General features: G+C 57.7%; 21 protein-coding genes, 3 tRNA genes and 2 rRNA genes. 9 read left to right on the forward strand and 17 right to left on the reverse strand.

The features are described from left to right. Positions 1 to 4: 4 nt before the first annotated feature. Genes BQ5353_RS05500 through BQ5353_RS05515 form a run of 4 tightly spaced genes read right to left on the reverse strand, consistent with a single transcriptional unit; the run spans position 5 to position 3191 of the window. Entirely contained in the window at positions 5 to 274 is a 270-nt protein-coding gene (locus BQ5353_RS05500; RefSeq protein WP_071427458.1) for a DUF4321 domain-containing protein, read from the reverse strand. A 19-nt stretch (positions 275 to 293) separates the two neighbouring features. Continuing rightward, a complete protein-coding gene (gene dut, locus BQ5353_RS05505) occupies positions 294 to 737 on the reverse strand; it encodes a dUTP diphosphatase (RefSeq protein WP_054332442.1) in 444 nt (147 codons plus the stop codon). Between the two features lie 11 nt (positions 738 to 748). Next, positions 749 to 2818: a peptidase U32 family protein gene (locus BQ5353_RS05510; RefSeq protein WP_071427460.1), complete on the reverse strand. Its 2070-nt coding sequence runs from the start codon at positions 2816 to 2818 to the stop codon at positions 749 to 751. Between the two features lie 31 nt (positions 2819 to 2849). Then, positions 2850 to 3191 (reverse strand): cell division protein ZapA, encoded by a 342-nt coding sequence (locus BQ5353_RS05515; RefSeq protein WP_162273112.1) that lies wholly within the window; start codon positions 3189 to 3191, stop codon positions 2850 to 2852. Between the two features lie 313 nt (positions 3192 to 3504). Between BQ5353_RS05515 and BQ5353_RS05520 the strand changes: the two genes are divergently transcribed. From BQ5353_RS05520 to alr, 3 genes are all read left to right on the forward strand, one after another. Beyond that, complete coding sequence (locus tag BQ5353_RS05520; RefSeq protein ID WP_082398714.1) at positions 3505 to 5913, forward strand: glycogen/starch/alpha-glucan phosphorylase; 2409 nt, start codon at positions 3505 to 3507, stop codon at positions 5911 to 5913. A gap of 96 nt (positions 5914 to 6009) precedes the next feature. After that, a complete protein-coding gene (locus BQ5353_RS05525; RefSeq protein WP_054332439.1) occupies positions 6010 to 7857 on the forward strand; it encodes a glycoside hydrolase family 13 protein in 1848 nt (615 codons plus the stop codon). 194 nt (positions 7858 to 8051) lie between these two features. Beyond that, positions 8052 to 9251, forward strand: a complete 1200-nt coding sequence (alr, locus tag BQ5353_RS05530) for an alanine racemase (RefSeq protein ID WP_054332438.1) — start codon at positions 8052 to 8054, stop codon at positions 9249 to 9251. Positions 9252 to 9749: 498 nt separating this feature from the next. Here the strand turns inward: alr and BQ5353_RS05535 are convergent, their stop codons facing one another. Both BQ5353_RS05535 and BQ5353_RS05540 read right to left on the reverse strand, forming a co-directional pair. Next, entirely contained in the window at positions 9750 to 10322 is a 573-nt protein-coding gene (locus BQ5353_RS05535; RefSeq protein WP_054332437.1) for a nitroreductase family protein, read from the reverse strand. Positions 10323 to 10379: 57 nt separating this feature from the next. After that, the gene (locus BQ5353_RS05540; protein ID WP_054332436.1) at positions 10380 to 10619 is read right to left on the reverse strand and encodes a helix-turn-helix domain-containing protein; all 240 of its coding nucleotides are present in this window, start codon (positions 10617 to 10619) and stop codon (positions 10380 to 10382) included. A gap of 111 nt (positions 10620 to 10730) precedes the next feature. On the opposite strand from BQ5353_RS05540, the gene BQ5353_RS05545 reads away from it, so the two are divergent. The 3 genes from BQ5353_RS05545 (at position 10731) to BQ5353_RS05555 (ending at position 12336) form a co-directional block, all read left to right on the forward strand. Then, positions 10731 to 10988, forward strand: coding sequence for a hypothetical protein (locus BQ5353_RS05545; protein WP_054332435.1), 258 nt, complete (start codon positions 10731 to 10733; stop codon positions 10986 to 10988). A 91-nt stretch (positions 10989 to 11079) separates the two neighbouring features. After that, on the forward strand, positions 11080 to 11586 hold the full coding sequence (locus tag BQ5353_RS05550) for a flavin reductase family protein (protein ID WP_054332434.1): 507 nt from the start codon (positions 11080 to 11082) through the stop codon (positions 11584 to 11586). Between the two features lie 39 nt (positions 11587 to 11625). Then, positions 11626 to 12336 (forward strand): DUF5714 domain-containing protein, encoded by a 711-nt coding sequence (locus BQ5353_RS05555; protein WP_054332433.1) that lies wholly within the window; start codon positions 11626 to 11628, stop codon positions 12334 to 12336. Between the two features lie 60 nt (positions 12337 to 12396). On the opposite strand, the gene hflX is transcribed toward BQ5353_RS05555, so the two are convergent. After that, complete coding sequence (gene hflX / locus BQ5353_RS05560; RefSeq protein WP_071427461.1) at positions 12397 to 13641, reverse strand: GTPase HflX; 1245 nt, start codon at positions 13639 to 13641, stop codon at positions 12397 to 12399. Between the two features lie 145 nt (positions 13642 to 13786). After that, positions 13787 to 14284: a DUF4358 domain-containing protein gene (locus tag BQ5353_RS13045; protein ID WP_071427462.1), complete on the reverse strand. Its 498-nt coding sequence runs from the start codon at positions 14282 to 14284 to the stop codon at positions 13787 to 13789. A 484-nt stretch (positions 14285 to 14768) separates the two neighbouring features. On the opposite strand from BQ5353_RS13045, the gene lexA reads away from it, so the two are divergent. Both lexA and typA read left to right on the forward strand, forming a co-directional pair. After that, a complete protein-coding gene (gene lexA / locus BQ5353_RS05570) occupies positions 14769 to 15356 on the forward strand; it encodes a transcriptional repressor LexA (RefSeq protein ID WP_071427463.1) in 588 nt (195 codons plus the stop codon). 271 nt (positions 15357 to 15627) lie between these two features. Then, complete coding sequence (gene typA, locus BQ5353_RS05575; RefSeq protein WP_071427464.1) at positions 15628 to 17451, forward strand: translational GTPase TypA; 1824 nt, start codon at positions 15628 to 15630, stop codon at positions 17449 to 17451. A 60-nt stretch (positions 17452 to 17511) separates the two neighbouring features. On the opposite strand, the gene BQ5353_RS05580 is transcribed toward typA, so the two are convergent. The 3 genes from BQ5353_RS05580 to BQ5353_RS05585 all read right to left on the reverse strand — a co-directional run bounded on the left by BQ5353_RS05580 (position 17512) and on the right by BQ5353_RS05585 (position 20336). Further along, positions 17512 to 19134 (reverse strand): gamma-glutamyltransferase family protein, encoded by a 1623-nt coding sequence (locus BQ5353_RS05580; RefSeq protein ID WP_233424500.1) that lies wholly within the window; start codon positions 19132 to 19134, stop codon positions 17512 to 17514. Positions 19135 to 19160: 26 nt separating this feature from the next. Next, positions 19161 to 19409: a hypothetical protein gene (locus BQ5353_RS12695; protein WP_143117168.1), complete on the reverse strand. Its 249-nt coding sequence runs from the start codon at positions 19407 to 19409 to the stop codon at positions 19161 to 19163. Positions 19410 to 19583: 174 nt separating this feature from the next. Continuing rightward, positions 19584 to 20336: a heparan-alpha-glucosaminide N-acetyltransferase gene (locus tag BQ5353_RS05585; RefSeq protein WP_071427465.1), complete on the reverse strand. Its 753-nt coding sequence runs from the start codon at positions 20334 to 20336 to the stop codon at positions 19584 to 19586. Positions 20337 to 20421: 85 nt separating this feature from the next. On the opposite strand from BQ5353_RS05585, the gene BQ5353_RS05590 reads away from it, so the two are divergent. Continuing rightward, positions 20422 to 20688 carry a cupin domain-containing protein gene (locus tag BQ5353_RS05590; RefSeq protein WP_054332430.1) on the forward strand — a complete coding sequence of 89 codons (267 nt, stop codon included), beginning with the start codon at positions 20422 to 20424 and terminating at the stop codon, positions 20686 to 20688. A gap of 48 nt (positions 20689 to 20736) precedes the next feature. Here BQ5353_RS05590 and BQ5353_RS05595 read toward each other — a convergent pair. The 6 genes from BQ5353_RS05595 to BQ5353_RS05615 all read right to left on the reverse strand — a co-directional run bounded on the left by BQ5353_RS05595 (position 20737) and on the right by BQ5353_RS05615 (position 24542). After that, a tRNA-Asn gene (locus BQ5353_RS05595) sits at positions 20737 to 20812 on the reverse strand. Between the two features lie 255 nt (positions 20813 to 21067). Further along, a complete protein-coding gene (locus BQ5353_RS12400; RefSeq protein WP_082398712.1) occupies positions 21068 to 21265 on the reverse strand; it encodes a DUF4180 domain-containing protein in 198 nt (65 codons plus the stop codon). 64 nt (positions 21266 to 21329) lie between these two features. After that, positions 21330 to 21446, reverse strand: a 5S ribosomal RNA gene (gene rrf, locus BQ5353_RS05600). Between the two features lie 40 nt (positions 21447 to 21486). Then, positions 21487 to 21561: transfer RNA gene (locus BQ5353_RS05605), tRNA-Glu, on the reverse strand. Positions 21562 to 21564: 3 nt separating this feature from the next. After that, positions 21565 to 21640: transfer RNA gene (locus tag BQ5353_RS05610), tRNA-Lys, on the reverse strand. Between the two features lie 67 nt (positions 21641 to 21707). Further along, positions 21708 to 24542, reverse strand: a 23S ribosomal RNA gene (locus tag BQ5353_RS05615). Positions 24543 to 24551: the final 9 nt, after the last annotated feature.

Raw genomic sequence — 24551 nt, forward strand, 5'->3', positions numbered from 1 at the left:
TTTTCTACAGCCGTTTGATAGCGCCTTTGTAGGCGAACAGCGCTGCGGTGATGGTGAATATTTGGGCTACATTGATGCCCATTTCCAGCCCAAAGGCCACCCGGACCACCGAGAGATCCAGCACCATGGGGGAGGCGGCGGAGATGCCCACCGTCTTCCCATAGGCCAGCCAGGAGAGGAAGGGGACCCCTTCCGATAAGCTGGCGATCAGCGAGCCGATGATAATGCCCGCGATGATAAAAAATAAAAACACCAGGTTCTTTTTCAGTTTCATTGTGTCCATACCATCCAAGTTATTGTTGTTTCACGCCGGTGGAGCCAAAGCCCCCCGACCCCCGACCGGTGCCGGAGAGCTGTTCGGCCTCCCGAAGTTCCGGGGTCAGAACCGGCAGCAGAACCAACTGGGCGATGCGGTCCCCGTTTTCCACCACAAAGGGCTCCTCCCCGTGGTTGATAAGGCCCACCTGTACCTCGCCCCGGTAATCCCAGTCGATAACCCCCACCCCGTTGGCAGGGACCACTCCTTTTTTTACCCCCAGGCCGCTGCGGCCAAAGACAAAGCCCGCCACCCCAGAAGGCAGCTCCAGGGCGATGCCGGTGGGCACCCGGCCGATCTTCCCCGGCCCGATGGTCATGGGCTCGGGGAGGCAGGCGCACAGGTCGTAGCCGGCGCTCCCTTCGGTGGCCCGGCTGGGCAGCTGGGCCCCGGGGGACAGCTTTTTCACAAGCAGTTCCATCAAAAACCCCCTTACAGCACGTTGCGGTAGTAGAGGCCCCGGGTCTTATCCCCCTCTGGCCGGCCGCCAAAGGCGTATTCCCTGACGATCCTCTCGCAGGTTTTGCCATCCTCGCAGGTGAAGTAGAGGGTCAGGAAGGAAAAGCCCTCCAATTCCTCTTTCCGGTCGGCCAGGTAGACCGGCACCGAATTGAACAGCTCGCTGATGCCGCTGCCGCAGTCCACCATAAACTCCACCCCTTTGCGGTCGGTGAGGGTATTCCATTTCCGGCCGCAGGCCTTGCAGCCCATGGCGGCTTTGATGGGGCAGTTGCGCAGGGCCATCAACGGGAAATAGCCGTAGGCCAAGATGCCATAGGGCAGGTAGTCACCCAATTTTTTGGCCTTGAATAGATTGATTTCAAAGGAGAGTTCCGCGTCCTTGAGGCCCAGCTCCGCTACGGCCTTCAGGGCGTGGGAATTGTTGAGGTTTAAGGAGAACCCACCGTGGATTTCCAGCCCTGCTTCCCGGGCCAGTCGGACTGCCCCCAGGTTGCCGGCCCATGCCTTGGTGATCCCCTTTTGCTTCAGTCTGCCCAGTTTTTCTTGGGTAGAATCGGCTGGGCCGAAGAGAATCCGGGGGATTTCCACCGCCATCTTCTCCGGGCAGGGGATAGCCCCTGCCTCCAGCGCGGCCAGCAGGGCGTCCACCGGCATGGCGATCTGCTCACACTGCTCCAGCATCAGGGGTGAGAGCTGGGCCGCAGTCAGCACTCTGGCCCGCAGGGCCGGGATCTTGATATTCAGCAATTTGGGGTGGTTGCGGGGCACCACATCCTGGAAGGGCACCGGATGGAGGGCGCTGCGCTTCTCGCCGATCTCCTCCAGCACCTGGCGGCGCATGGCATTGAGGGCGGACACCGGCAGGATCAGCCCCTCGCCGATGTCGGCGGTCAGCTCCCCCAGATAATAGGGGGTGCCGCCGGTTTTGGCAAGGCTCTGGGCCACCTTTTCTTGGGTGGTGGGCTTATTCTCTGCAATTTGGGGCACATCCCCCTGGGCGAAGGCGGCGTTGCCATCCTCATCCCGGGCGGCCAGGGCGGCGGGCTCCCCCGCCTCCAGCTGGAAGTCAAAGTCCACCCGCACCCGGGGAGCCTCTTTGCCGTAGAGCTTGGCAAGGTCCCCCAGCACCCCTTGGGCGGAGACCACATCCTCCTTCTGGCGGACGCCAAACATGGTTTTGTCGATTTTATCATCAAAATAGCCGGTTGTGAACCCGCTGCGGGAAAAGACCGACCGCAGGGCATCAAAGTCCACCGGGCGGCCCTCCACGGCGTTTTTCACCGCGGTGACCGCCGCAGCCACATATTCGGGGCGCTTCATCCGCCCCTCGATCTTCAGGGCATGGACCCCGCTGTCCCGCAGTTCCGCCATCCGGTCGGCCAGGGTCAGGTCTTTGAGGGAGAGGCCGTATTCCGCCCCGCCTTTGGCCTGGAAGGGCAGGCGGCAGGGCTGGGCGCACAGGCCCCGGTTTCCGCTGCGCTCCCCGATCATCGAGCTCAAGTAGCACTGGCCGGAGACGCACATGCACAGCGCCCCATGGACGAAGATCTCCGTCTCCACGTCGGTGTGCTCGTTGATGTACCGGATCTCCTCTTTGGAGAGCTCCCGGGCCAACACCACCCGCTGGCAGCCCAAAGCCTGGGCCTCCAGCACGCCGGCCAGGTTGTGGACGGCCATCTGGGTGGAGGCGTGGATGGGCAGGTCTGGGGCGCAGGCTTTCACCATTTTGGCAACGCCCAAGTCTTGGACCAACAGGGCATCCACCCCCAGGCGGGCAGCGGTTTCAATGGCCGCCACCACCTCGTCAGTCTCCTCGTCAAACATGACGGTGTTTAGAGTCTGGTAGACCTTGACCCCCCGCTCATGGCAGTAGGAAACCGCCCGGGCCAGTTCCTCGTCGTCAAAGTTGGCGGCGTTGCGCCGGGCGTTAAGGGCCTTTGAGCCCAGATACACCGCGTTTGCCCCGCAGCGAACCGCAGCTACCAGCGAATCGTAACTGCCTGCGGGGGCCAATATCTCTAATGTTCCAGTTGTGTTCATCGTTTCTTCCATTCCGCCTGTTCGGCTGTTTTTATTCGTGTTCCCCTTTTTCCAGCAGTTCCAGCTGGCGGGTCAGCCGCTCGATCTCCCGCTTGGATTCCTCCAGCTCGATGCGGGCGCGGGCGGCGTCCTCCAGATAATCGGTGAGCTGGCCCCGCATGTGGTCGGCGCTGGCCTCGCTCTTTTTGTAGGCGTCCTCAAAGTTGATGGCGCAGAGCACCAGCGCATCGTTAAGGGTCAGGCCGCTGTTGTTTTCCAACAAGCTGCGCAGCTGCTCATCCAGCGACTTGGCCAGCCCCCGCACATAGCTTTCATCCTCCGGGGTGGAGATCACATACCTTGACCCATACACTTCTATGCGTACCCGGTTCATTTCAAACTCCTCCATTCCGCCGCCCATGGCGGCATTTGCTTTGTATCCATCGCAGCCTGGGGCCGCTGGTTTTCTGTCCCGTAAAGCCCTCTCCCCCAAAAGAGAGGGAAAATTCGCCGTTCTGCGACTATTATAAACTATTTTGCCCCCTGAAAAAAGGGGGCGGGGTGGCCCCAGGCCCCTTTTTCCGAAAAAAAGCCCACCAGGCCGGGGAATTTCTTGCGCGGCAGGGAAAAAACTACTATAATGAGAATAATACCTATGCAGTTACCATTCCACCCGTCGCCCTGGCGATGGAGAAATGAGGACATATATGGCAAACTCAGCTTATGACATGAGCGCCGACCGCGCTTCCCGGCTCATCCGCCGTTATTTGGAAGAGGATTTGCAGGTGGAGCCCGACCGGGCCAGCGACCAGCAGTTCTACAAAGCTACGGCCATGGCGGCGAAACAGCTTTTGGCGGAAAAATACCGCCGCTTCTCCGCCCAGGCAGGCTCCCAGGGGAAAAAGCAGGTCTCCTACCTGAGCATGGAATTCCTTCTGGGCCGCTCCTTAAAAAACTCCCTGTACAACTTGGGGGTGCTGGAACCCTTCCGCCAAGCCCTGGAGGGGATGGGCGTCAACCTGGAAAACCTCTATGAGCAGGAGCCGGACGCCGGTTTAGGCAACGGGGGGCTGGGCCGCCTGGCCGCCTGTTACCTGGATGCCCTGGCCACCCAGGAACTGCCCGCTACCGGCTACTGCATCCTCTACGAATACGGCATCTTTCAACAGAAGATCATCGACGGCTGGCAGACCGAACAGCCCGATCTGTGGCTCCCTGGTGGCGAGGTGTGGCTCACCCCCCGCCCCGATGAGTCGGTGGCGGTGCGCTTCGGCGGCCGCATCGAGGAGTTCTGGGAGGAGGGGTACCACCACGTGGTCCACAAGGACTACACCACCGTCACCGCCATCCCCTACGACATGTACGTCTCCGGCTACCACAGCGGCGGGGTCAGCCTTTTGCGGCTGTGGCAGGCCAAGCGCCCCGGGGTGGATATGGAGTCCTTTAACCGGGGGGATTACATCGGCGCCTTTGGCCAAAGCTCCCTGGGGGAGGCCATCAGCAAAATCCTCTACCCCAACGACAGCCACACCGAGGGCAAACTTCTGCGGCTGCGCCAGCAATACTTTTTGGTGGCCGCCTCAGTGCGGGACATTGTCAAGCGCCATATGGACATCTACGGCAGCCTGGAAAACTTCGCCGAGAAAAACGCCATCCACATCAACGACACCCACCCCACCCTGGCCATCCCCGAGCTGATGCGCATCCTGCTGGATGAGTGCGGCTATGGCTGGGATCAGGCGTGGGACGTGGTGAAAAACACCTTTGCCTACACCAACCACACGGTGCTGGCCGAGGCGCTGGAGCGGTGGAACAGCGACCTGTTCCAGTCCCTCCTGCCCCGCATCCACCAGATCATCTTGGAGATCAACCGCCGGCTGTGCGCCGAGCTCTACGAGCAATACCACCTGGACTCCCCCGCCGTGGCCCAGATGGCCATCTTGGGCGACCATGAGCTGCGGATGGCCAACCTCTGCGTGGCCGCCTGCCACAGCGTCAACGGGGTGTCCGGCCTCCACTCGGAGATCATCCGCCGGGATTTGTTCCGGGATTTTGCCGCCATCCAGCCGGAGAAATTCTGCAACGTCACCAACGGCATTGCCTCCCGCCGGTGGCTGGGCCAGGCCAATCCCCTCCTGACCGATTTGATCACCGACTGTATCGGCGGCGGGTTCCTAAAGGATTTTTCCCGCTTGGCGGAGTTTGGCCGGTTCCGGGACGACGCCCAGGTGCTGGAACGCCTGGCGGAAATTAAGCGGCAGAACAAGCTGCGTCTGGCCGAATACTTGAAACGAAAAACCGGGGAGGAACTGAACCCCGACTCCATCTTCGACGTGCAGGTCAAGCGCCTGCACGAATACAAGCGCCAACAGATGAACGCCTTGGAAATTCTGGCCCAATACCAGTCCCTCAAGGACGACCCAGACCAGGACTTCACCCCCCGCACCTACCTCTTCGGGGCGAAAGCCGCGCCGGGGTATTACCTGGCCAAACAGATCATCAAGCTGTTGTGCACCCTCGCCCGGGTCATCGATTCCGACCCCCAGGTGCGGGACAAAATGCGGGTTTGTTATCTGGAGGACTACAATGTCACCCTGTCAGAAATTTTAATGCCGGCCTGTGAAATCTCCGAGCAGATCTCCCTGGCGGGCAAAGAGGCCTCCGGCACCGGAAATATGAAGCTGATGCTGGGCGGCGCCGTCACCTTGGGCACCCTGGACGGCGCCAATGTGGAGATCGCCCAGGCCGTGGGCCGGGACAACATCCTCATCTTCGGGATGACCGCCCAGGAGGTGGAGGCCCGCAAGGCCGCTGGCTATCACCCGGAGGAAATCTACCAGCAGAACCCCATTGTCCGCCGGGCTTTGGACGCCCTGCGGGATGGCATCGGCGGGGAGACTTTCCCCGACCTCTACCGCTCCCTGCGGTACGACGACCCCTACATGGTGCTGGCGGATTTCGACGCCTACCGGGCCGCCCGGAGGGAATCGGAACGGCTTTATGAGAACCGGCCCCTCTTTAACAGAATGAGCCTGATTAACATCGCCGCATCCGGGGTGTTCTGTGCCGACCGGGCAGTGGGAGAGTACGCCGAACACATCTGGGATCTCCGCTGATTTTTCACAGCCCCATTCGCCAAAGCCTTATTATGGCCGCTGACCGCTGTTCAGCGGCCCTTTCTTTCCATCTCTCGCCAAAAAAGGAGGGCGCCTATGCCGATTCCCATTTTTGACAGCCGCGACCTTCGCTGCAAATCCCCGTTTGGCGCCGTCAAGGCCGGGGAGACGGTGTCGTTCACCCTCTTCCCTCCGCCGGGGACCTTGGGGGCGGAGCTGCTGGTATTCCCCGCCGACCAGTGGGATTCCCCCCGGCGCATCCCTTTCAGCCCGGCCCTTTCAGAGGGGCGCCCCGCCTGGCAGGGCAGTTTTGTCCCCCAGGAGCCCGCCCTCCTCTTTTACCGGTTTGAGCTGTCCACCGAGGACGGCTCCTTCCGCCTGCTGCCCGATGGGCAAAACCAGGGGATTCTCGCCCAAGAGGGGGTTGCCCTCTGGCAGCTGACCGTTTACGACGGGGCCATGTCCACCCCGGCCCCCCTGCAAAAAGGGGTGCTGTACCAGATTTTCCCCGACCGCTTTTGCAGCAGCGGGTCGACTAAGGAGAATGTCCCCGCAGACCGGAAATTCCATGGGGACTGGCTGGAATTCCCCCAGTACCTGCCTGACCCAGATGGGGAATACCGCAACAACGACTACTACGGCGGGGATTTAAAGGGCATCCGGGAAAAGCTGCCCTACCTCTCCTCTTTGGGGGTGACTGCCCTCTACCTCAACCCGGTGTTTGAAGCCCACTCCAACCACCGGTACAACACCGCCGACTACACCAAAATCGACCCCATGCTGGGCACCCAAGAGGACTTTTCCCTCCTGTGCCAAGAGGCAAAGGCCCTGGGCATGGCCGTGTTCTTAGACGGGGTGTTCAGCCACACCGGCAGCGACAGCATCTACTTCAACCGGGAGGGCCGGTATGGGGAGGGCGGCGCCTACCGCGATCCCCAAAGCCCCTACCGGGAATGGTACCGCTTCCGGCAGGACGGCAGCTACCAAAGTTGGTGGAACTTCGATTCCCTACCCGAAGTGGAGGAGGAGAACCCCTCCTACCAGGCGTTTATCCTAGATGTGGTGGAGCGCTGGCTGGGGCTGGGGGCCTCCGGTTTCCGGCTGGATGTAGCTGACGAACTGCCCGATTCCTTCCTGGACCGGCTGCGGGAACGGGTCAAAGCCGTCTCCCCAGAGGCCGCCCTTTTGGGGGAGGTGTGGGAAGACGCTTCCAACAAGGTCAGCTACGGCCAGCGCAGGCGGTATCTCTTAGGGCGGCAGCTGGACAGCGTGATGAACTACCCTTTCCAAAGCGCCATTCTGAATTTTGTCCGGTTCGGCGGCGGAGAAGGCCTCCTCCAGGGGATTTTGACGGTACTGGAACACTATCCCGCCCCGGTGATCCGAGGGTTAATGAACACCCTCTCCACCCACGACACCCCTCGGGCCATCTCCCTGTTGGCCGGGGTGAACCCAGAAGGGCACGACCGGGTGTGGCAGGCAAACCACCACTTCCTCTCCCTGGAGGAGTACGCAGCGGGCAAGCGCCGGCTGTGCTTGGCCAGCGCCATCCAATACACCCTGCCCGGAATCCCCTGCCTCTATTATGGGGACGAAGCCGGACTTTCCGGCCTGAAGGACCCTTTTAACCGCACCACCTACCCCTGGGGGCTGGAGGACACCGGCCTACTCGCCCACTACCGGCGGCTGGGGCAACTGCGCCGCCACCCTGCCCTGGCAGAAAATGGCTCCTTTGTCCCCCTGTTCGCCTCCCGGGAAGGCTGCGCCTATCTGCGCCAGGCTGGGGAACACCGGGTGATCCTCTCGGTCAACCGGGGCAGCGTCCCCTTGGCCATCCCCCTGCCCGCCCAGTTGCGGGATGGATGCGAGCTGTTTGCCGGCCCAGCGGGAAAGGAGCTCCCTGGGGAATCCTTCCAAATCCTTGCCACACCGGAAGAACACTGATCCCGGCGCCATCCCCTGAAACAGCACCGCCGCTGGGCCTAGGCCCATTTCCTTCTGGGGGGCTCCCCCTTTAAAGGCTGTGAATTTTTGGTTGTTTTTGACCGTCTTCGGTGGTATACTCATAAAAATGAAATCCAATTGCCGGCGCGGCACCTGCCGCGCTTTTCCATACATCTTGGGAAGGAGACCTGTTTGTGAGAGAGTTTTTAAAGAGAAGCTGGGCCACCATCGACCTGGACGCCATCGGCCGGAATATCGCCGCCGTCCGCGCCCGTCTGGCCCCTGGATGCCGCCTGATGGCGGTGGTCAAGGCCGATGCCTACGGCCACGGGGACCGGTTTGTCGCCACTGCCATGGCCCGTGCAGGGGTGGATTGGTTTGGCGTCTCCAACATCGACGAGGCCGTCAGCCTTCGCCGCCACGGCATCTGCCACCCCACCTTGATCTTTGGGCCCACCCCGGTGCAGATGGCCGGTCTTCTCTCCCGCTACAACATCACCCAGATGATCCCCTCCCTGGAATACGCCCGCTCCCTCCAGGAGATCGCCCAGGCCAGTGAGGACGTGCTGGAAGTCCACATCAAACTTGACACCGGCATGTCCCGGCTGGGATTCCTCGCCTACGGGGAGGATTTGAACCGCTCGCTGGATGAAATTGGGGAGATCGCCAAAATGCCCAATCTCTCCATCACTGGCACCTTTACCCACTTTGCGGTGGCCGATGAGGATGACCCGGAATCGGTTGCCTTTACCAAGCTCCAATTCCAGCGGTTCCAGGAAGCCCTCTCCCAGTTGGAGGAGCGGGGCATCCCCACCGGCATCCGCCACTGCTGCAACAGCGCCGGAGTGATCAATTACCCGGAAATGCACCTGGATATGGTGCGGCCCGGGGTGATTCTCTACGGCCTTTCCCCCAGCGCCGACTGCCAAGGCAGGATGCCCCTTTCCCCGGCCATGTCCCTCTACTCCACCTTGACTTTGGTCAAAACGGTGGCGGCGGGCACCACCCTCAGCTATGGCCGGATCTTCACCGCCCCCCACAAGATGCGGGTGGGCACCGTCTCCATCGGCTATGCCGATGGGTTTGAGCGGAACCTCTCCGGCAAGGCGAAAGTGCTGATCCGGGGGAAATTTGCCCCGGTGATCGGCCGGGTCTGCATGGACCAACTGATGGTGGATCTGACCGATATCCCCGACGCCCAGGAGCTGGATTTGGTCACGGTGGTGGGCCAGGACGGGGAGAATGCCATCTCCTTCGACGACTTCGCCGCCCAGAGCGATACCGTCAATTATGAAAAGATCTGCCTGGTGGGCAAACGGGTCCCCCGGGTGTACCGCAAAGGCGGGATGGACATCGGCGTGGCCGAATACCTAAAAAAGGATTTTGACCTATAGTCCAAATCTCTTGGGGCTTCCAGCCCCCGCACCCCAAGCCTAGGCAAGATTTCATCTTACATTTGGTTTTGCAGGGCGTTACGCACCCCTGCACCCCGCGCAAGGCTTTTTATGCGAAAAAGCCTTGACCAAAAGCGCATTTAAGGGGGGCCGAACTACTCGCGGCACAGGCGAAGTCCGGCCCCCCTTAAAAAGCCCCCTCTGCCGGGGGTGGCTACCGAGAAAAATAGACCTTTACAGCCCCGCGAGGGCATCCGCGTTAGCGGAAAGATTTCCCGCTCGAGGCGTGGAGAGCCTCTAAGGGAAATCTTCCGAGCGCACCCATTGTGGCGAAGTAGGGGGACCGGGGTCTCCCCGGCGAACTTTTCCCTCATTTTCTTTCGCTAGAAAATGGGGCCGGGTGCAGGGCGGAGCGCCTGCATAACCTGAGTGCGGGGTACGGGGGCGTTCCATCCGATCTATAAAAAAACCAGCCTCTTTTAGGCTGGCTTTTTTTGATTACAGCAAAATCTCTTTTAGGCTGCGCTTGGGCACGTGGTGCACCCCAGCTTCATCCCGGTAATAGGCGGTTTTGCCGTCCTGCATCTCCTCCAGTACCACCGTTTCATCCGGCTTGCCCAGGCAGATGCACAAAGAGGGAAGGATTTCCTCCCCAAGGCCCAGCGCCTCCCGGATGGCCTCCGGCTGGAAGTTGCCCACCATACAGCCCCCCAGGCCCTGCTCCGCGGCGCAGAGAAGGATGGTCTGGGCGGCGATGCCCACATCTTTCAAAAACGGGGTGGGGTTCTTGGCGATGGCGGTGTCGATGCACACCACGATAAACGCGGCGGGGTGATGCCCCTTTGGCGGGAGCACCAAAGGGCGCAGGGCGGCGGCCAAGGTGGTGCGCTCCACCAGGGATTCCACCTGGGCGGGGTCGCTGACCAGCTTGAATTTGATGGCCTGCAAATTGGTGGTGGAAGGGGTCAGGCGGGCGGCGTCTGCAAATTCCAGCAGCTGTTCTTGGGTGATTTTCACCGCAGGGTCGAAGCTACGGTAGCTGCGGCTTTGTTTGACCAGGTCTTTGAGCATAGTTGCTTCCTCCTATTCGTGTCGCATTTCAGTGCTGTTTTTATGATACCATAAAATCTATAAATCCCGAAAAAACTCGTCAAAGGTGTCCACATGGTAGATTTCTTTAAGCGCCAACAGCACGCTAACTCGAATGCTGTAACTACCTGATTCCATCAGCGAAATAATTTCCCGGCTGGTGGAAAGCCCCATAAGATCCAATTTGGCGGAAACCTGTTCCTGCGATAATTTGGCGTTTTTGCGGAGCCGTTTCAAGTTTGCCCCGATAGAAATATCCTGTTTAATCTTGTCTGTCATGGAGCCCCCTCCGATTTTTTGTAATATATACGTTACACTATTGATTTTACCCAATTGTCGGTGGTAAAATTGTAATGTATACATTACAAAACCAAAATGGAGGAAAATTTTATGGATGAAGAAACGCGGAAAAACATGGAAAAATCGTTGCAAGAGCTGAAAGACCTCTCCCCGGGGGCCTTCCAAGCCTTCTGCTGGGTGATCACCCACTGGGAGCTTGCGGAGGAAATGGTGCGGGACGAACCGCCCGTCACCGATGGGGACATCGAAGCCCTCGCCCGCCGGGCGGTGGAGGAAGGGGATTATTCCCCCTTGTCCCTGGCCCTCTTCAAGCGGATGCTCGACGGCCTGCCGAAGGATTTGCAATAGCCCCCCGGTTCCCTCTTGCTTTTTTCCCAAGACCTGGTATGATAGAAATATATCAATATCATACAAACCTGAAAAAGGAGTGGAACCTACTATGGCATTTCGTGAAATTACCCCCTATGAGCTGGAAGGCAACCTCTTTAAAATGATCGCCAAGGATTGGGCCCTCATCACCGCCGAGGCGGACGGCAAAGCCAACGCCATGACCATCAGCTGGGGCGGTTTCGGCCAGCTGTGGAACGAGCTGGTGGCCTTCACCTTTGTCCGCCCCCAGCGGTACACCTATGGGCTGACCGAAGCCTCTGACGTCTATTCGGTCTCCTTCTACGAGGAGAAGTACCGCAAAGAGCTGGGTTATTTCGGCTCCGCCTCCGGCCGGGATGAGGACAAATTCCAAAAGACCGGCTTCCACCTGGCCCATGAGGACGGCGTCCCCTACCCGGAAGAGGCCAAGGTGGTGCTGCTCTGCCAGAAATTGTATGCCCACACCCTCACCGAAGAGGAGTTCCTCTGCAAAGAAGTGATGGAAAAATCCTACCCGGAGCGGGATTTCCACAAGATGTATGTGGGCAAAATCCTCAAAGTCCTGGTGCGGGAGTAATTTCCCTTGTCATCCCCAACCCATGTCAGGAGGACGTCTATGAAACGATCGGAAGGCGCCTGCCTCATCTGTGGGGCGCCCCTTGTGTATTTCCAGGAGGCCCGGGAGATGGAGTGCTCCCTCTGCCACCGGAAATTCCCCTCCAACGCCCAGTGTGAGGAGGGCCACTTTATCTGTGACGAATGCCACAGCAAGCGGGGGATCGAGGTGGTGATGGAAGGCTGCCGGAAAACCCCATCCAAAAACCCCATCGCGATCCTCCAATCCCTGATGGAGGACCCCTTTGTCTACATGCACGGCCCGGAACACCATGTGATGGTGGGGGCCGCCCTGCTGGCCGCCTATCGCAATGCCGGCGGGGAATTGGATTTGGAGCAAGCCCTCGCCGAGATGGCCCAGCGGGGGCAACAGGTGCCCGGCGGGGCCTGCGGGTTCTGGGGCTGCTGCGGCGCAGCGGTGAGCACCGGTATTTTTGTCAGCATTGTCACCGGTTCCAGCCCTCTTTCCGGCAAAAGCTGGGGCCTGTGCAACGAGATGACCTCCCGGGCCCTCGCCTCCCTGGCCGCGGTGGGCGGGCCCCGCTGCTGCAAGCGGAATTCCTTCCTCGCCACCATCGAGGCGGTGAAGTTTGCCCGGGAAAAGCTGGGTGTTTCCATGGAGCTGCCGGAGAAGATCCAGTGCGCCTTCTTCCCGGAAAACCAGCAGTGCCTGCGCAAGAAATGCCCGTTTAACCCTTTGCATCAGGGTTGATTCCAAGAAAAAACCCCCTGCGAAAAGAGAGATTTGCTCTTTTCGCAGGGGGTTATCGTTTTAATCCCGCTTTACCATGCCCTCCACCTTGTGAAGGAGCTTCATCTCTACCAAGGCGTCCACCAAGGTGCCTTCGGGGGTGTATTCCTCCGAGAAGATTTTCCCCTCCTCCCGGATTTCACTGAGGAGATTGCCCTTGTCGTAGGGGATCAGCAGCTTCATCCGGCGCTGGGTTTGGGGCAGGAGCCGGGCGATCTTCTGCAATAGCTCTTCAAACCCATAGCCGGTGCGGGCGCTGATGGCCACCGTGGACTCCCCCAAGGTGAGGGGGAGCTGGGCCACCTTATCACACTTGTTGAGGACGGTGAGGACCGGCGTATCCGCCACCCCCAATTCCCCCAGCAGCTGCTGGGTCACCTCCACCTGCTCGGCCATCTCCTCGCTGGAGATATCGCAGACGTTGAGGAGCAGATCCGCTTGGGCTGCTTCCTCCAAGGTGGATTTAAACGCCTCCACCAAATGGTGGGGCAGGCGGCGCACCAGCCCAACAGTGTCGATGAGCATGACGCTGCGGCCGTCGGGCAGCAGCAAGGCCCGGGCAGTGGGGTCCAGGGTGGCGAACAGCTTGTCCTCCGCCAGCACCCCCGCGTCAGTCAGGGCGTTGAGCAGGGTGGATTTCCCCACATTGGTGTACCCCACGATGGCCACGGTGGTGACACCGTCCTTTTTGCGGCGGGCCCGCAGGTTTTCCCGGTGGCGGGTCAGGCTTTCCAACCGTTCCTCCAGGGCGTGAATCCGGGCGCGGATGTGCCGCCGGTCGGTTTCCAGCTTGGTTTCGCCAGGGCCCCGGGTGCCGATGCCTCCCCCCTGCCGGGAGAGGATGTTGCCAAGACCGGCCAGCCGGGGCAACAAGTACCGCTGCTGGGCCAGTTCCACCTGGAGCTTGCCCTCGCCGGAGCGGGCCCGCTGGGCGAAGATGTCCAAGATCAGCATGGTGCGGTCCAGCACCGAGGTATCACAGGCGTCCTCGATGTTGCGCAGCTGGGCAGGGGTCAGCTCGTGGTCAAAGATCACCATGTCCGCCTGGGTGTTCTCGCAGAAGAGGGCCAGTTCCGCCAGCCGCCCGGAGCCGATGCAGGTGGCGACATCCATGTCGGTGCGCTTCTGCACCATCCGTCCGATGACCTGGGCTCCGGCGGTGGCCGCCAGCTCCTCCAGCTCATCCAGGGAGACATCGATGTCGTATTCCCCAGTGTCCACCGCCACCAGGACGGCAGTTTGCGGTTTTATCTCATTTTCGTACATTCTATTTCCTCCTGCGGCCTGGCTGGCGCACTGTATTTCTATATTTCTTTGGAACCATTGTATCTTAGTTTTTCCAATTCCGCAACCGCAAACCCCTGTGGAGATAAAACAAAAACAGCCCCGCCGTCTTGGCAGGGCCGACCCCCTATGCGGGGATGTATTCCTCAATAATTTTTTTTGCCGCGTCGTTGTCCTGGTGCATCACCATGATGACGTAATCGCCCCTGGTGTAGATCTCCGCATCCTTGGAGATTTCATAGGCGCCCAAAATATCATACTTCTCAAATTCTTCGATACGGGCGTTTTTGACCGCCGCCAGGTCGTCCCACACATCGCTTTCCTTGCCCTCTGCCGGTTTGATAATAAAGGTGTCCGCCACCCCGAACCGCCCCAGGGAATAGCGGATGTTGTAGCTTTCTATATTCTCCAGGTTCATCTGGAAACGGTCGGTCACGTCTTCATCCTGGGCATCCACCAGGCCGCGCATCTCAATGGTCTCGTAGATTTTCTCAATGGCCCCTGCGGGATTGGCCTCCTGTGCGGGCTGGCTTTGGGTTGTGGCCGGGTCCCCGCTGGAGGCGCCGCAGCCGCCGATGACCAGGACGGCGAACACCATGGCTACAATTGATACAAACTGTTTCATTTGGATCCTCTTCATTCCTTTTTCCGTTTGGTTTTCACAGAAACGCGAAAACTGCCTGTCTTTGTAGTATATCCAGTTTTCCCGCCTCCTGTCAAGGATTCCCCATGCCCCTGCCCCTATTTTTAGAAAAAAAGCAGGGAAAACCTGGCGTTTTGTAGGTTCTCCTCCCTTTTTGTCCCATTCGCCATCCATTCCCCTGCAATGAAAAAGAACAAGCGTCTGCGGCGACGCCTGTTCTTTTCCACAGTTTGAGGTGTGTTTTTCTGAGGAGGGTAGAGCATACCCGCAAACGCTGCGGCTGCGCCTGTTGATCGGGTATGTTTTTATTATACTCACCGGTCGAAATTGTTTGTTAAACCCCTGTGAATAAAGATTAAACTTAAATGGCATCATTTGTTAAAAACATATGTTTGAAATTTGCAGTAAAGTTTGGTATACTGTTGGTAACCAGAACAAAAGCCACCCACCAAAGGAGGTTCCCACCATGGATCAGCTCAATTCCAAGGAAGCCTTGGTTCTTCGTTATATCACCGATCGGATCAATGACGGCGTCCCCCCCACTGTCCGGGAAATCTGCAGCGAACTCTCCATCAAATCCACTTCCACCGCCCACAAATACCTGCGCTCCCTGGAGGCGAAAGGCTATATCTTAATGGGAGACCGGACCAACCGCTCCATCCGCCTCAATGTGGAAAAAACCGTCAGTGTCCCCCTCATCGGCACCGTGGCGGCTGGGCAGCCCATCCTCGCCATTGAAGAGGTGGAGGACTACATCCCCTACCGGGTGCGCCGGGGCATGGGCAAAGACCTGTTCGCCCTGCGGGTCAAGGGGGAGAGCATGGTGAATGCCGCCATTCTGGATGGGGACATCATCATCGCCCGCCGGACCCCGGTCGCCGCAAACGGCGAGATCGTGGTCGCTTTGGTGGGGGATGAGGCCACCGTCAAAACCTTCTACAAGGAGAACGGCCACTTCCGCCTCCAGCCGGAAAACGACACCATGGACCCCATCATCGTGGAGGAGGTCGCCATTTTAGGCAAGGTGATTTCGGTCCTGCGCTTTTTTGAATAGGTATTCATACCGCTTGTCAGACGCTGCCAAACCCCAAATTTGGCGGCGTTTTTTTGGTTTGGCCTGCCATAAAATGTCATATAATAGACAAAAAACGGCTCCTCTGGCCCTGTTTGGTTAAAGATAACATAGAAATTGAAAAAACAGTGGCACATCGTACAAAAATGGTTTATAATAAGCAAGGTAAAAAAGGCCCGGCGGGGAGAAGAACCCTCTGGGGATTCGACTGACATTTCGTTGCAGCTCTGCAACTTTTGGGGAGGTTCCAATTTTGATTCGAGAAGATTTACGCAACATAGCTATCATCGCCCACGTTGACCACGGCAAAACCACTTTGGTCGACGAGATGCTCAAACAGGGCGGCGCATTCCGGGAAAATCAAGCGGTAGCCGACCGCGTCATGGACAGCGGCGACCTGGAGCGGGAACGGGGCATCACCATCCTGGCCAAAAACACTTCCGCTGTTTGGAACGGCGTTAAGATCAATATTGTGGACACCCCCGGACACGCCGATTTCGGCGGCGAGGTGGAGCGGGTGCTGAAGATGGTCAACGGCGTTGTCCTGCTGGTGGACGCCGCCGAGGGCCCCATGCCCCAGACCCGATTTGTGCTTCAGAAGGCCCTGGAACTGGGCCACCGGGTTATTGTGGTGGTCAACAAGGTGGACAAGCCCGACGCCCGCCCCTATGAAGTGGTGGACGAGTGCCTGGAACTCCTCCTGGACCTGGATGCTTCCGAAGAGCAGCTGGATAGCCCCATCATCTTCTGCTCTGGCCGCAACGGCACCGCCGGCGTCTCCCCAGATAACCTGGGCAGCGACCTTTCGGTCCTGTTTGAAAAGATCTTGGAGCAGATCCCCGCTCCCGAAGGGGATATGGAAGGCCCCGCCCAGGTTCTGGTCTCCTCCATCGACTACAACGACTTTGTGGGCCGTATCGCCATCGGCAGGGTAGAGCGGGGCGTGTTGCGCCAGAACCAGGACGTCATGGTCTGCGATTGGCACAACTCCATCCAGCCTTACCGGGGCAAAATCACCGCCATATACCAGATCGAAGGGTTGAAACGGGTCCCCTGCGAGGAAGCCAAGATGGGGGACATCATCTGCTTCTCCGGCATCACCGACATCACCATCGGCAACACCATCTGCGACTTGGCCGACGTCTCCCCCCTGCCCTTTGTCAAAATCAGCGAGCCCACCGTGGAGATGACCTTTTCGGTCAACAACAGCCCCTTCGCTGGCCGGGAAGGCAAGTTCGTCACCTCTCGCCAGCTGCGGGACCGGCTGTTTAAAGAGCTGCTCAAGGACGTCTCCCTCCGGGTGGAGGAGACCGATTCCTCCGACAGCTTCCGGGTCTGCGGCCGGGGCGAGATGCACCTTTCCATCCTAATCGAAACCATGCGCCGGGAAGGCTTTGAGTTCCAGGTCTCCACCCCTCACGTCCTGTTCCAGACCGATGAGAACGGCACCAAGCTGGAGCCCATCGAGCGGCTGCTGGTGGATGTGCCCGAGGAGTACATGGGCTCGGTCATGGAGAAGATGGGCGCCCGCAAAGGCGAACTAGTCCACATGGCCCCATCTGGCTCCCGGATGCGGATTGAATTTTTAGTCCCCTCCCGCGGCCTGTTCGGCTACAAGAGCGAGTTCTTGACCGATACCCGGGGCGAGGGCATCATGAACGCGGTGTTTGACGGCTACCAGCCCTACAAGGGGGAAATTGACCGCCGCACCGTCGGTTCCCTCATCGCCTTTGAGACCGGCGAATCCATCACCTACGGCCTTTACAACGCCCAGGAGCGGGGCACCCTGTTCATCGGCCCCGGCGTGCCGGTTTATGAAGGGATGATTGTGGGCTGCTCCCCCAAATCGGAGGACCTAGCGGTCAACGTCTGCAAAAAGAAACATGTCAGCAACATGCGGGCCTCTGGTTCGGATGAGGCACTGCGCCTGGTGCCCTACCGCCGGATGAGCTTAGAGGAATGCTTGGAGTTCCTGGGCGAGGATGAACTGCTGGAAGTCACCCCCAAGAACCTGCGGCTGCGCAAACGCATCCTGAACAACAGCGACCGGATGAAGAACATCTTCAAAGGCAAATAAACAATAAAAAATGCCCCTCCCGAATCTTCGGGAGGGGCATTTTTTATTGGAATTGCAGGGTTACCAAGCGGCAACTACGCCGTCGGCACGGGGTTCGGTGGCGCCCACCAGGACCCCTTCGTCGTTGCGCCAGATGATCTCGCCGCGGCCGAAGGAGGTTTCCTCCGCCTGGACCTTCACATCGTGGCCCCGGCGGATCAACTCTTTGGTGATCGCCTCGGGGAAGTTCTGCTCCACGTGGATCTCCTTGCCGCCGACCCACTGCCAACGGGGGGCATCCAGGGCATCCTGGGGGTTCATCAGGAAGTCCACCGTGTCGGTGACCACCTGCAGGTGGCCCTGGGGCTGCATAAAGCCGCCCATGACCCCGAAGGGGCCTACCGCCTTGCCGTCCTTGGTCAGGAAGCCAGGGATGATGGTGTGGTAGGGCTTTTTGCCGGGGGCCAGGCAGTTGAAGTGGTTCTCATCCAGGGTGAAGTTGTTGCCCCGGTCGTTGAGGGCGATGCCGGTGCCGGGCACAACCACGCCAGAGCCGAAGCCCCGGTAGTTGCTCTGGATGTAAGAGACCATGTTGCCCTCGCCGTCGGCGGTGCACAGGTAGACAGTGCCGCCACAGTGGGGGTCGCCGTGCTCGGGCAGAAGGGCGGTGTCGCTGATCAGCTCCCGGCGTTTGGCCGCGTACTCCTTGGAGAGCAACTCGGCGGGGGTGACGCCCATGTACCGAGGATCGGTGACATAGTGCATACCGTCTACAAAGGCCAGCTTCATGGCCTCGATCATCTTGTGGGTGGCGTCTCCCCGGTCATAGCCGCTGATATCCATCCCCTCCAGGATGTTGAGGGCCATCAGAGCGACGATTCCATGGCCGTTCGGGGGGATCTCCCACACATCGTAGCCTTTATAATTGGTGGTGATGGGTTCCACCCATTCGGCGCGGTAGGCCACTAGGTCGGATTTGCGCAGGTAGCCGCCAGTCTCCCGGGAGAAGGCGTCGATCTTGTCGGCCAGGGCGCCCCGGTAGAAGGACTCGGCATTGGTGCGGCCGATCTCCCGCAGGGTGTCGGCGTGGCCCTGGGAGACAAACACATCGCCCGGTTCAGGGGCTTTGCCGTCTTTGATAAAGGTGTCAAACCAGCCTTTGTGGCAGGGCTGATCCCCGAAGATGGGGGTGAATTTTTGCAAGGCGCCTTTCCAGGCATAGGAGACGGTAGGGGCGACAGCGTGGCCTTCTTCCGCATACCGGGCAGCGGGCTCCAACACCTGGGAGAGGGGGAGCTTGCCGAACCGCTTGGAGAGTTCTGCCCAGCCAGAGGGGGTGCCGGGGACGTTGACTGGGGTCCAACCGTACATGGGGACCTCTTTCAGCCCCTGCTCCCGCAGGGCTTCGGCACTGATTCCCATAGGGGCGGGGCCGCTGCCGTTGAGGCCGAACAACTTGTTCTCATCCTTCATCCAAACCAGGGCAAAGCAGTCGCTCCCAATGCCGTTGGCGGTGGGCTCCACCACGGTCAGGCAGGCTGCGGTGGCGATGGCGGCGTCTACGGCGTTGCCGCCCGCTTTGATGATATCTAGCCCCGCCTGAGCGGCCAGAGGCTGGGCGGTGCAGACCATGCCCTTGGTGCCGTAGGTCAGTTTCCGGCGGGAAGCGTATTGGTATTTCTGGGGATCAAACTGAAATTCCAATTGAGTCACTCCTTCTTTTTGGCTTTTCATGGATATACAATTAATTGTACACGAGTTTGATCCAGTTGTAAAGGAAGGAGACTGCCAATCCTTTGCCGTGGAATTTTTGCAAAAACAATAAAAATTGTCCCTTTTTGTCCCCAGACTCCTTTTTTAAGCGCTCCCCTATCCCCACCAGAATATTTTTCCGCCTCTATTCCAAGTGCAGTTGAGCTATGCCGCAGGCCTTTTCCCAGGATTGTTCCCCCTATTCTTTGGCCGGCTTGGATAATCATACAAACACCAGCAGCGCATGCGAATCCCTGCCCGGCATCGTGGTTTTCACCCCCCACACGCGCCGACTATATCTTTACTGGTTGGATCATTCCCGGATGAGGCCATCATCCTCCAACAGCTGCAAAGAAAGACCGCGCCGTGTAACGCGGCGCGGTCTTTCTATCATTTTTGGCCTATCCCACCAACCGGATCAACAGCTGGAAGCAGACGAACAAGATCGGTTGGTGCAACAGATAGATGAGTATGGCATGCCGCCCCACCCAGGTGAGGGCGCGGCTGCGGGTGGGGTAACACCAGGACGGGGCCCTGCTATCCCGCAACGGGATGCCCACATAGGAACCGGCCAAAAAGACAAAGATCCAGGGTAAGAGCGGGTAGTAATCGGCGCTGAAAAAGCCCGGGGCACAGAAACCCAGTGGAAACAGCCACCCTATTGTGTAAAGCCTTTGGGGCAAGGCAATCTCCCACAAGCCTGGGAGGCCCAGTACGCCCCATTCCACTCCGTAGAAGAGAAGGAATAAGCCAGCGCACAAACCGACTCCTAGGCCGGTTGAAACCCGGCTGAGAAGGGGATCCAACAAAGCGAACAGCAGCATAGCCGAACCCATAAAATGAAGGATGCCAAACCAAATCTGCTGGGAGGGCATCACCAGCAGGGTGCCCACCGTCAGCGCCAAAGCGGCCAACAGGGTCAATCCTCCCCGCTTCCAGTTGCTGCGGGAAAACCGGCAGGTGATCCCGGCGATGAACATAAAGGTAGCTGCCACCAAGGTGCGGGCAAAGCTGGTCACCCCCCAGCGAAACATAGGGACATCAAGGCCAAAGATGTCCACCAAGTCATACAGGGCATGGTATCCCACCATCAGCACTACGCACAATCCGCGGATATCATCCAAAATGCCCACCCGGCGAAATCCCTCTTTCATAAATATCTCCTCCCCATGCCAATCGGTTGTTAATCTCTCCAAAAAACAGTATAATACTAGTAAGAGCCAAATTGGAGGTGTCCCTATGGAACTTGTGGTAAAAAAACCTACCGTCCCCGAAGTGTATGAATTGACCGACTGGCCAGTTTGGGAAAGCGAACCTGCGGAGTTTGACCGCTATTATGACAAAACCGAGGTGGCCCTTTTTACCCATGGCAGTGTGGATGTTACCTTTGATGGCCGCACCGTCAATATTGGGGCCGGCGACCTAGTTACCTTCCCCAAGGGAATGCACTGTACCTGGAGAATTTTGCAGACTGTGCGCAAGCATTTTCAAACCGTTGATGAATAAATCGGATATTCTGGTAAAACAAAAGCCACCGTAAACACGGTGGCTTCTTGGCTCCCCCTGTTGGGCTCGAACCAACGACCCTGCGGTTAACAGCCGCATGCTCTACCGACTGAGCTAAGGAGGATTATATCTCTGATCAATGTCAGCTTAGATATAATATCATACAATTTTCCAGTTGTCAACACCTTTGTGGCGGCCTTTCCCCTTAATTCCAAAGGAATAGTTTCTTCCCAATGGTAAAGCTTTCAACTGTTGGAACAAATGCCAAAATTGGCACAGATGTGGCCTTCAATTTTTATCAGAACACCCTGTAGCCTAAGTTTATACCTCCTCAAAGGAGGCTATGGCTTCTCTCCCTTTCAAACTGTGCCGTAAAATATCAATTTGCAGTGGACAATCTTTTCACTGTCTCCTTTTCACTTGCTACAGAAAATACGGTATTCCCCTGATTGCTTTCACGACTGAAGTCTTGCAAAGGTTTGCTGGTGTATTGGGAAAAATCACCCACAATGGCCAGTTTTACCTGGTACTGTACAAATTTTTCTAAGATTTCCCCAGCAAGGCCGGAACTCAGGATAAAAAACCGTTCCGCTTAAATAAAAAAAACAACAGACCTCAATATAGAGGTCTGTTGTAAAGGATGCCGGCGTCGATCTATCCTCCCGGGCAGTCTCCCGCCAAGTACTTTCGACACGGATGAGCTTAACTTCTGTGTTCGGAATGGGAACAGGTGGGACCTCATCGTCATAGACACCGACTATATATCTGAAAACTCCGCTAGGAAGCAATCATTCTTTTTGGTGACCCGTGCGGGACTCGAACCCGCGTTGCTGGCGTGAGAGGCCAGAGTCTTAACCGCTTGACCAACGGGCCGCATGGTGCACCATCAGGGACTCGAACCCGGGACCCGCTGATTAAGAGTCAGCTGCTCTACCAACTGAGCTAATGGTGCAGGGTTGGGTGAGCACAATACTCTGCACACTCAAAATTGAACAATGAAACTAAGAATCCAAAAGATTTTGGTCAAGCCCTCGACCGATTAGTACTGGCTAGCTAAACGCATCGCTGCGCTTACACATCCAGCCTATCAACCTTGTAGTCTTCAAGGGGTCTTACCTGTTAAAACAGTGGGATATCTTATCTTATGGTCGGCTTCACGCTTAGATGCTTTCAGCGTTTATCCGGTCCGCACATAGCTGCCCAGCTGTGCCACTGGCGTGACAACTGGTGCACCAGAGGTGCGTCCATCCCGGTCCTCTCGTACTAGGGACAGCTCCATTCAAATATCCTGCGCCCACGGCAGATAGGGACCGAACTGTCTCACGACGTTCTGAACCCAGCTCGCGTACCGCTTTAATTGGCGAACAGCCAAACCCTTGGGACCGAATACAGCCCCAGGATGCGATGAGCCGACATCGAGGTGCCAAACCTCCCCGACGATGTGGACTCTTGGGGGAGATCAGCCTGTTATCCCCAGGGTAGCTTTTATCCGTTGAGCGATGGCATTTCCACTCACATACCACCGGATCACTAACTCCAACTTTCGTTACTGCTCGAACCGTCGCTCTCGCAGTTAGGCTGGCTTATGCGTTTACACTCTAGGGCATGGTTTCCGTCCATGCTGAGCCAACCTTTGAGCGCCTCCGTTACCTTTTTGGAGGCGACCGCCCCAGTCAAACTGCCCACCTAACAATGTCCCCCAGCCAGATTCATGGCTGCAGGTTAGAATTTCAGTACTTCAAGAGTGGTATCCCAACGGTGGCTCCACCAGAACTGGCGTCCTGGCTTCCAAGCCTCCCACCTATGCTGTACATGAAATACCGAAATCCAATATTAGGCTACAGTAAAGCTCCATGGGGTCTTTCCGTCTAGCCGCGGGTAACCGGCATCTTCACCGGTACTACAATTTCGCCGGGAGGGCTGTTGAGACAGTGTCCAGATCGTTACGCCATTCGTGCGGGTCAGAACTTACCTGACAAGGAATTTCGCTACCTTAGGACCGTTATAGTTACGGCCGCCGTTTACTGGGGCTTCGATTCAATGCTCTCACATCTCCTCTTAACCTTCCAGCACCGGGCAGGCGTCAGCCCATATACGTCATCTTTCGATTTAGCATAGACCTGTGTTTTTGCTAAACAGTCGCCTGGACCTATTCTCTGCGGCTCACTCTCGTGAGCACCCCTTATTCCGAAGTTACGGGGTCAACTTGCCGAGTTCCTTAACAACCCTTCTCCCGTTGGCCTTAGAATTCTCTTCCTACCTACCTGTGTCGGTTTGCGGTACGGGCGCCTAAGATATACACAAAGCTTTTCTCGCCACCGTCCAAGCATGCTTCCCTACTAAATTTCGGTCCCTTACGCCCGGGGCTACCAACGCCCGGGTCATGCCCTTTCAATGTGTCCCTTTGCTTAAATCTTTTGGCGGCTACGGAATTTCTACCGTATGTGCATCGGCTACGCCTTTCGGCCTCACCTTAGCTCCCGGCTAACTTGGAGCGGACGAACCTTCCTCCAAAAACCTTAGGCATTCGGCCATTATGATTCTCACATAATTCTCGCTACTCATTCCGGCATTCTCACTTGTATGAAGTCCACGCCCGCTTCCGCTAACGCTTCACCCCTCATACAACGCTCCCCTACCACGCATCTTGCGATGCATCCCAAGCTTCGGTGATGATTTTAGCCCCGTTACATTTTCGGCGCAGGATCATTCGACCAGTGAGCTATTACGCACTCTTTAAATGTGTGGCTGCTTCTAAGCCAACATCCTGGTTGTTTTCACAATCCTACATCCTTCTCCACTTAAACCATCTTGGGGACCTTAGCTGTGGGTCTGGGCTTTTTCCCTTTTGACTGCGAAACTTATCTCACGCAGTCTGACTGCTGCAGTCGGCATTATCTGGCATTCAGAGTTTGATAGGGTTCAGTAACCTCTCGGCCCCTAGCCCATTCAGTGCTTTACCTCCAGTAATGATCTGCAACGCTAGCCCTAAAGCTATTTCGGGGAGAACCAGCTATATCCGAGTTCGATTGGAATTTCTCCGCTATCCACACCTCATCCGCCGCCTTTTCAACGGAGGTCGGTTCGGTCCTCCATGGAATTTTACTTCCACTTCAACCTGGACATGGATAGGTCACCCGGTTTCGGGCCCAATGCATGAAACTCTACGCCCTATTCAGACTTGGTTTCCCTTCGGCTCCGGACCTGAAGTCCTTAACCTTGCTACATACATTCGCTCGCCGGACCGTTCTACAAAAAGTACCTTATCACACATTGACGTGCTCTAAGTGCTTGTAGGCACAGGGTTTCAGGTTCTTTTTCACTCCCCTCCCGGGGTGCTTTTCACCTTTCCTTCACAGTACTATACGCTATCGGTCACTGAGGAGTATTTAGGCTTGGAGGGTGGTCCCCCCGACTTCCCACGGGGTTTCACGTGTCCCGCGGTACTCTGGATCCTGCTTGCTGGCTCTTCTTTTCACATACGCGACTTTCACGCTCTTCGGTGTGCCGTCCCATGCACTTCTGTTAAGATTTGCCATACATATTGCAGTCCGTAACCCCAAGGGTATTTCTACCCTTGGTTTGGCCTCTTCCGCGTTCGCTCGCCACTACTAGCGGAATCTCGGTTGATGTCTTTTCCTCGCCCTACTTAGATGTTTCAGTTCAGGCGGTTCCCCTCATACACCTATGGATTCAGTGTATGATACATGGGAATTACCCCATGTGGATTGCTCCATTCAGAGATCTGCGGATCAAAGCTTACTTGCAGCTCCCCGCAGCTTATCGCAGCTTGTCACGTCTTTCATCGGCTCTCAGTGCCAAGGCATTCGCCCTGCGCCCTTATTAGCTTGACCTTTATGCTT

This window comes from Merdimmobilis hominis, from assembly GCF_900104615.1.
Classification (GTDB): Bacteria; Bacillota; Clostridia; order Oscillospirales; family Ruminococcaceae; genus Merdimmobilis; species Merdimmobilis hominis.

What these genes read in the sequence shown, in the direction of transcription:
- BQ5353_RS12695 (WP_143117168.1), bottom strand. Translation starts at nt 19,409, where the DNA reads ATGATTATCCAAGCCGGCCAAAGAATAGGGGGAACAATCCTGGGAAAA.
- BQ5353_RS05590 (WP_054332430.1), top strand. Translation starts at nt 20,422, where the DNA reads ATGGAACTTGTGGTAAAAAAACCTACCGTCCCCGAAGTGTATGAATTG.
- BQ5353_RS05540 (WP_054332436.1), bottom strand. Translation starts at nt 10,619, where the DNA reads ATGACAGACAAGATTAAACAGGATATTTCTATCGGGGCAAACTTGAAA.
- BQ5353_RS05585 (WP_071427465.1), bottom strand. Translation starts at nt 20,336, where the DNA reads ATGAAAGAGGGATTTCGCCGGGTGGGCATTTTGGATGATATCCGCGGA.
- BQ5353_RS05535 (WP_054332437.1), bottom strand. Translation starts at nt 10,322, where the DNA reads ATGCTCAAAGACCTGGTCAAACAAAGCCGCAGCTACCGTAGCTTCGAC.
- BQ5353_RS05555 (WP_054332433.1), top strand. Translation starts at nt 11,626, where the DNA reads ATGAAACGATCGGAAGGCGCCTGCCTCATCTGTGGGGCGCCCCTTGTG.
- BQ5353_RS05520 (WP_082398714.1), top strand. Translation starts at nt 3,505, where the DNA reads ATGGCAAACTCAGCTTATGACATGAGCGCCGACCGCGCTTCCCGGCTC.
- dut (WP_054332442.1), bottom strand. Translation starts at nt 737, where the DNA reads ATGGAACTGCTTGTGAAAAAGCTGTCCCCCGGGGCCCAGCTGCCCAGC.
- BQ5353_RS05500 (WP_071427458.1), bottom strand. Translation starts at nt 274, where the DNA reads ATGAAACTGAAAAAGAACCTGGTGTTTTTATTTTTTATCATCGCGGGC.
- BQ5353_RS13045 (WP_071427462.1), bottom strand. Translation starts at nt 14,284, where the DNA reads ATGAAACAGTTTGTATCAATTGTAGCCATGGTGTTCGCCGTCCTGGTC.
- hflX (WP_071427461.1), bottom strand. Translation starts at nt 13,641, where the DNA reads ATGTACGAAAATGAGATAAAACCGCAAACTGCCGTCCTGGTGGCGGTG.
- BQ5353_RS05510 (WP_071427460.1), bottom strand. Translation starts at nt 2,818, where the DNA reads ATGAACACAACTGGAACATTAGAGATATTGGCCCCCGCAGGCAGTTAC.
- BQ5353_RS05550 (WP_054332434.1), top strand. Translation starts at nt 11,080, where the DNA reads ATGGCATTTCGTGAAATTACCCCCTATGAGCTGGAAGGCAACCTCTTT.
- BQ5353_RS05545 (WP_054332435.1), top strand. Translation starts at nt 10,731, where the DNA reads ATGGATGAAGAAACGCGGAAAAACATGGAAAAATCGTTGCAAGAGCTG.
- lexA (WP_071427463.1), top strand. Translation starts at nt 14,769, where the DNA reads ATGGATCAGCTCAATTCCAAGGAAGCCTTGGTTCTTCGTTATATCACC.
- BQ5353_RS05525 (WP_054332439.1), top strand. Translation starts at nt 6,010, where the DNA reads ATGCCGATTCCCATTTTTGACAGCCGCGACCTTCGCTGCAAATCCCCG.
- BQ5353_RS05515 (WP_162273112.1), bottom strand. Translation starts at nt 3,191, where the DNA reads ATGAACCGGGTACGCATAGAAGTGTATGGGTCAAGGTATGTGATCTCC.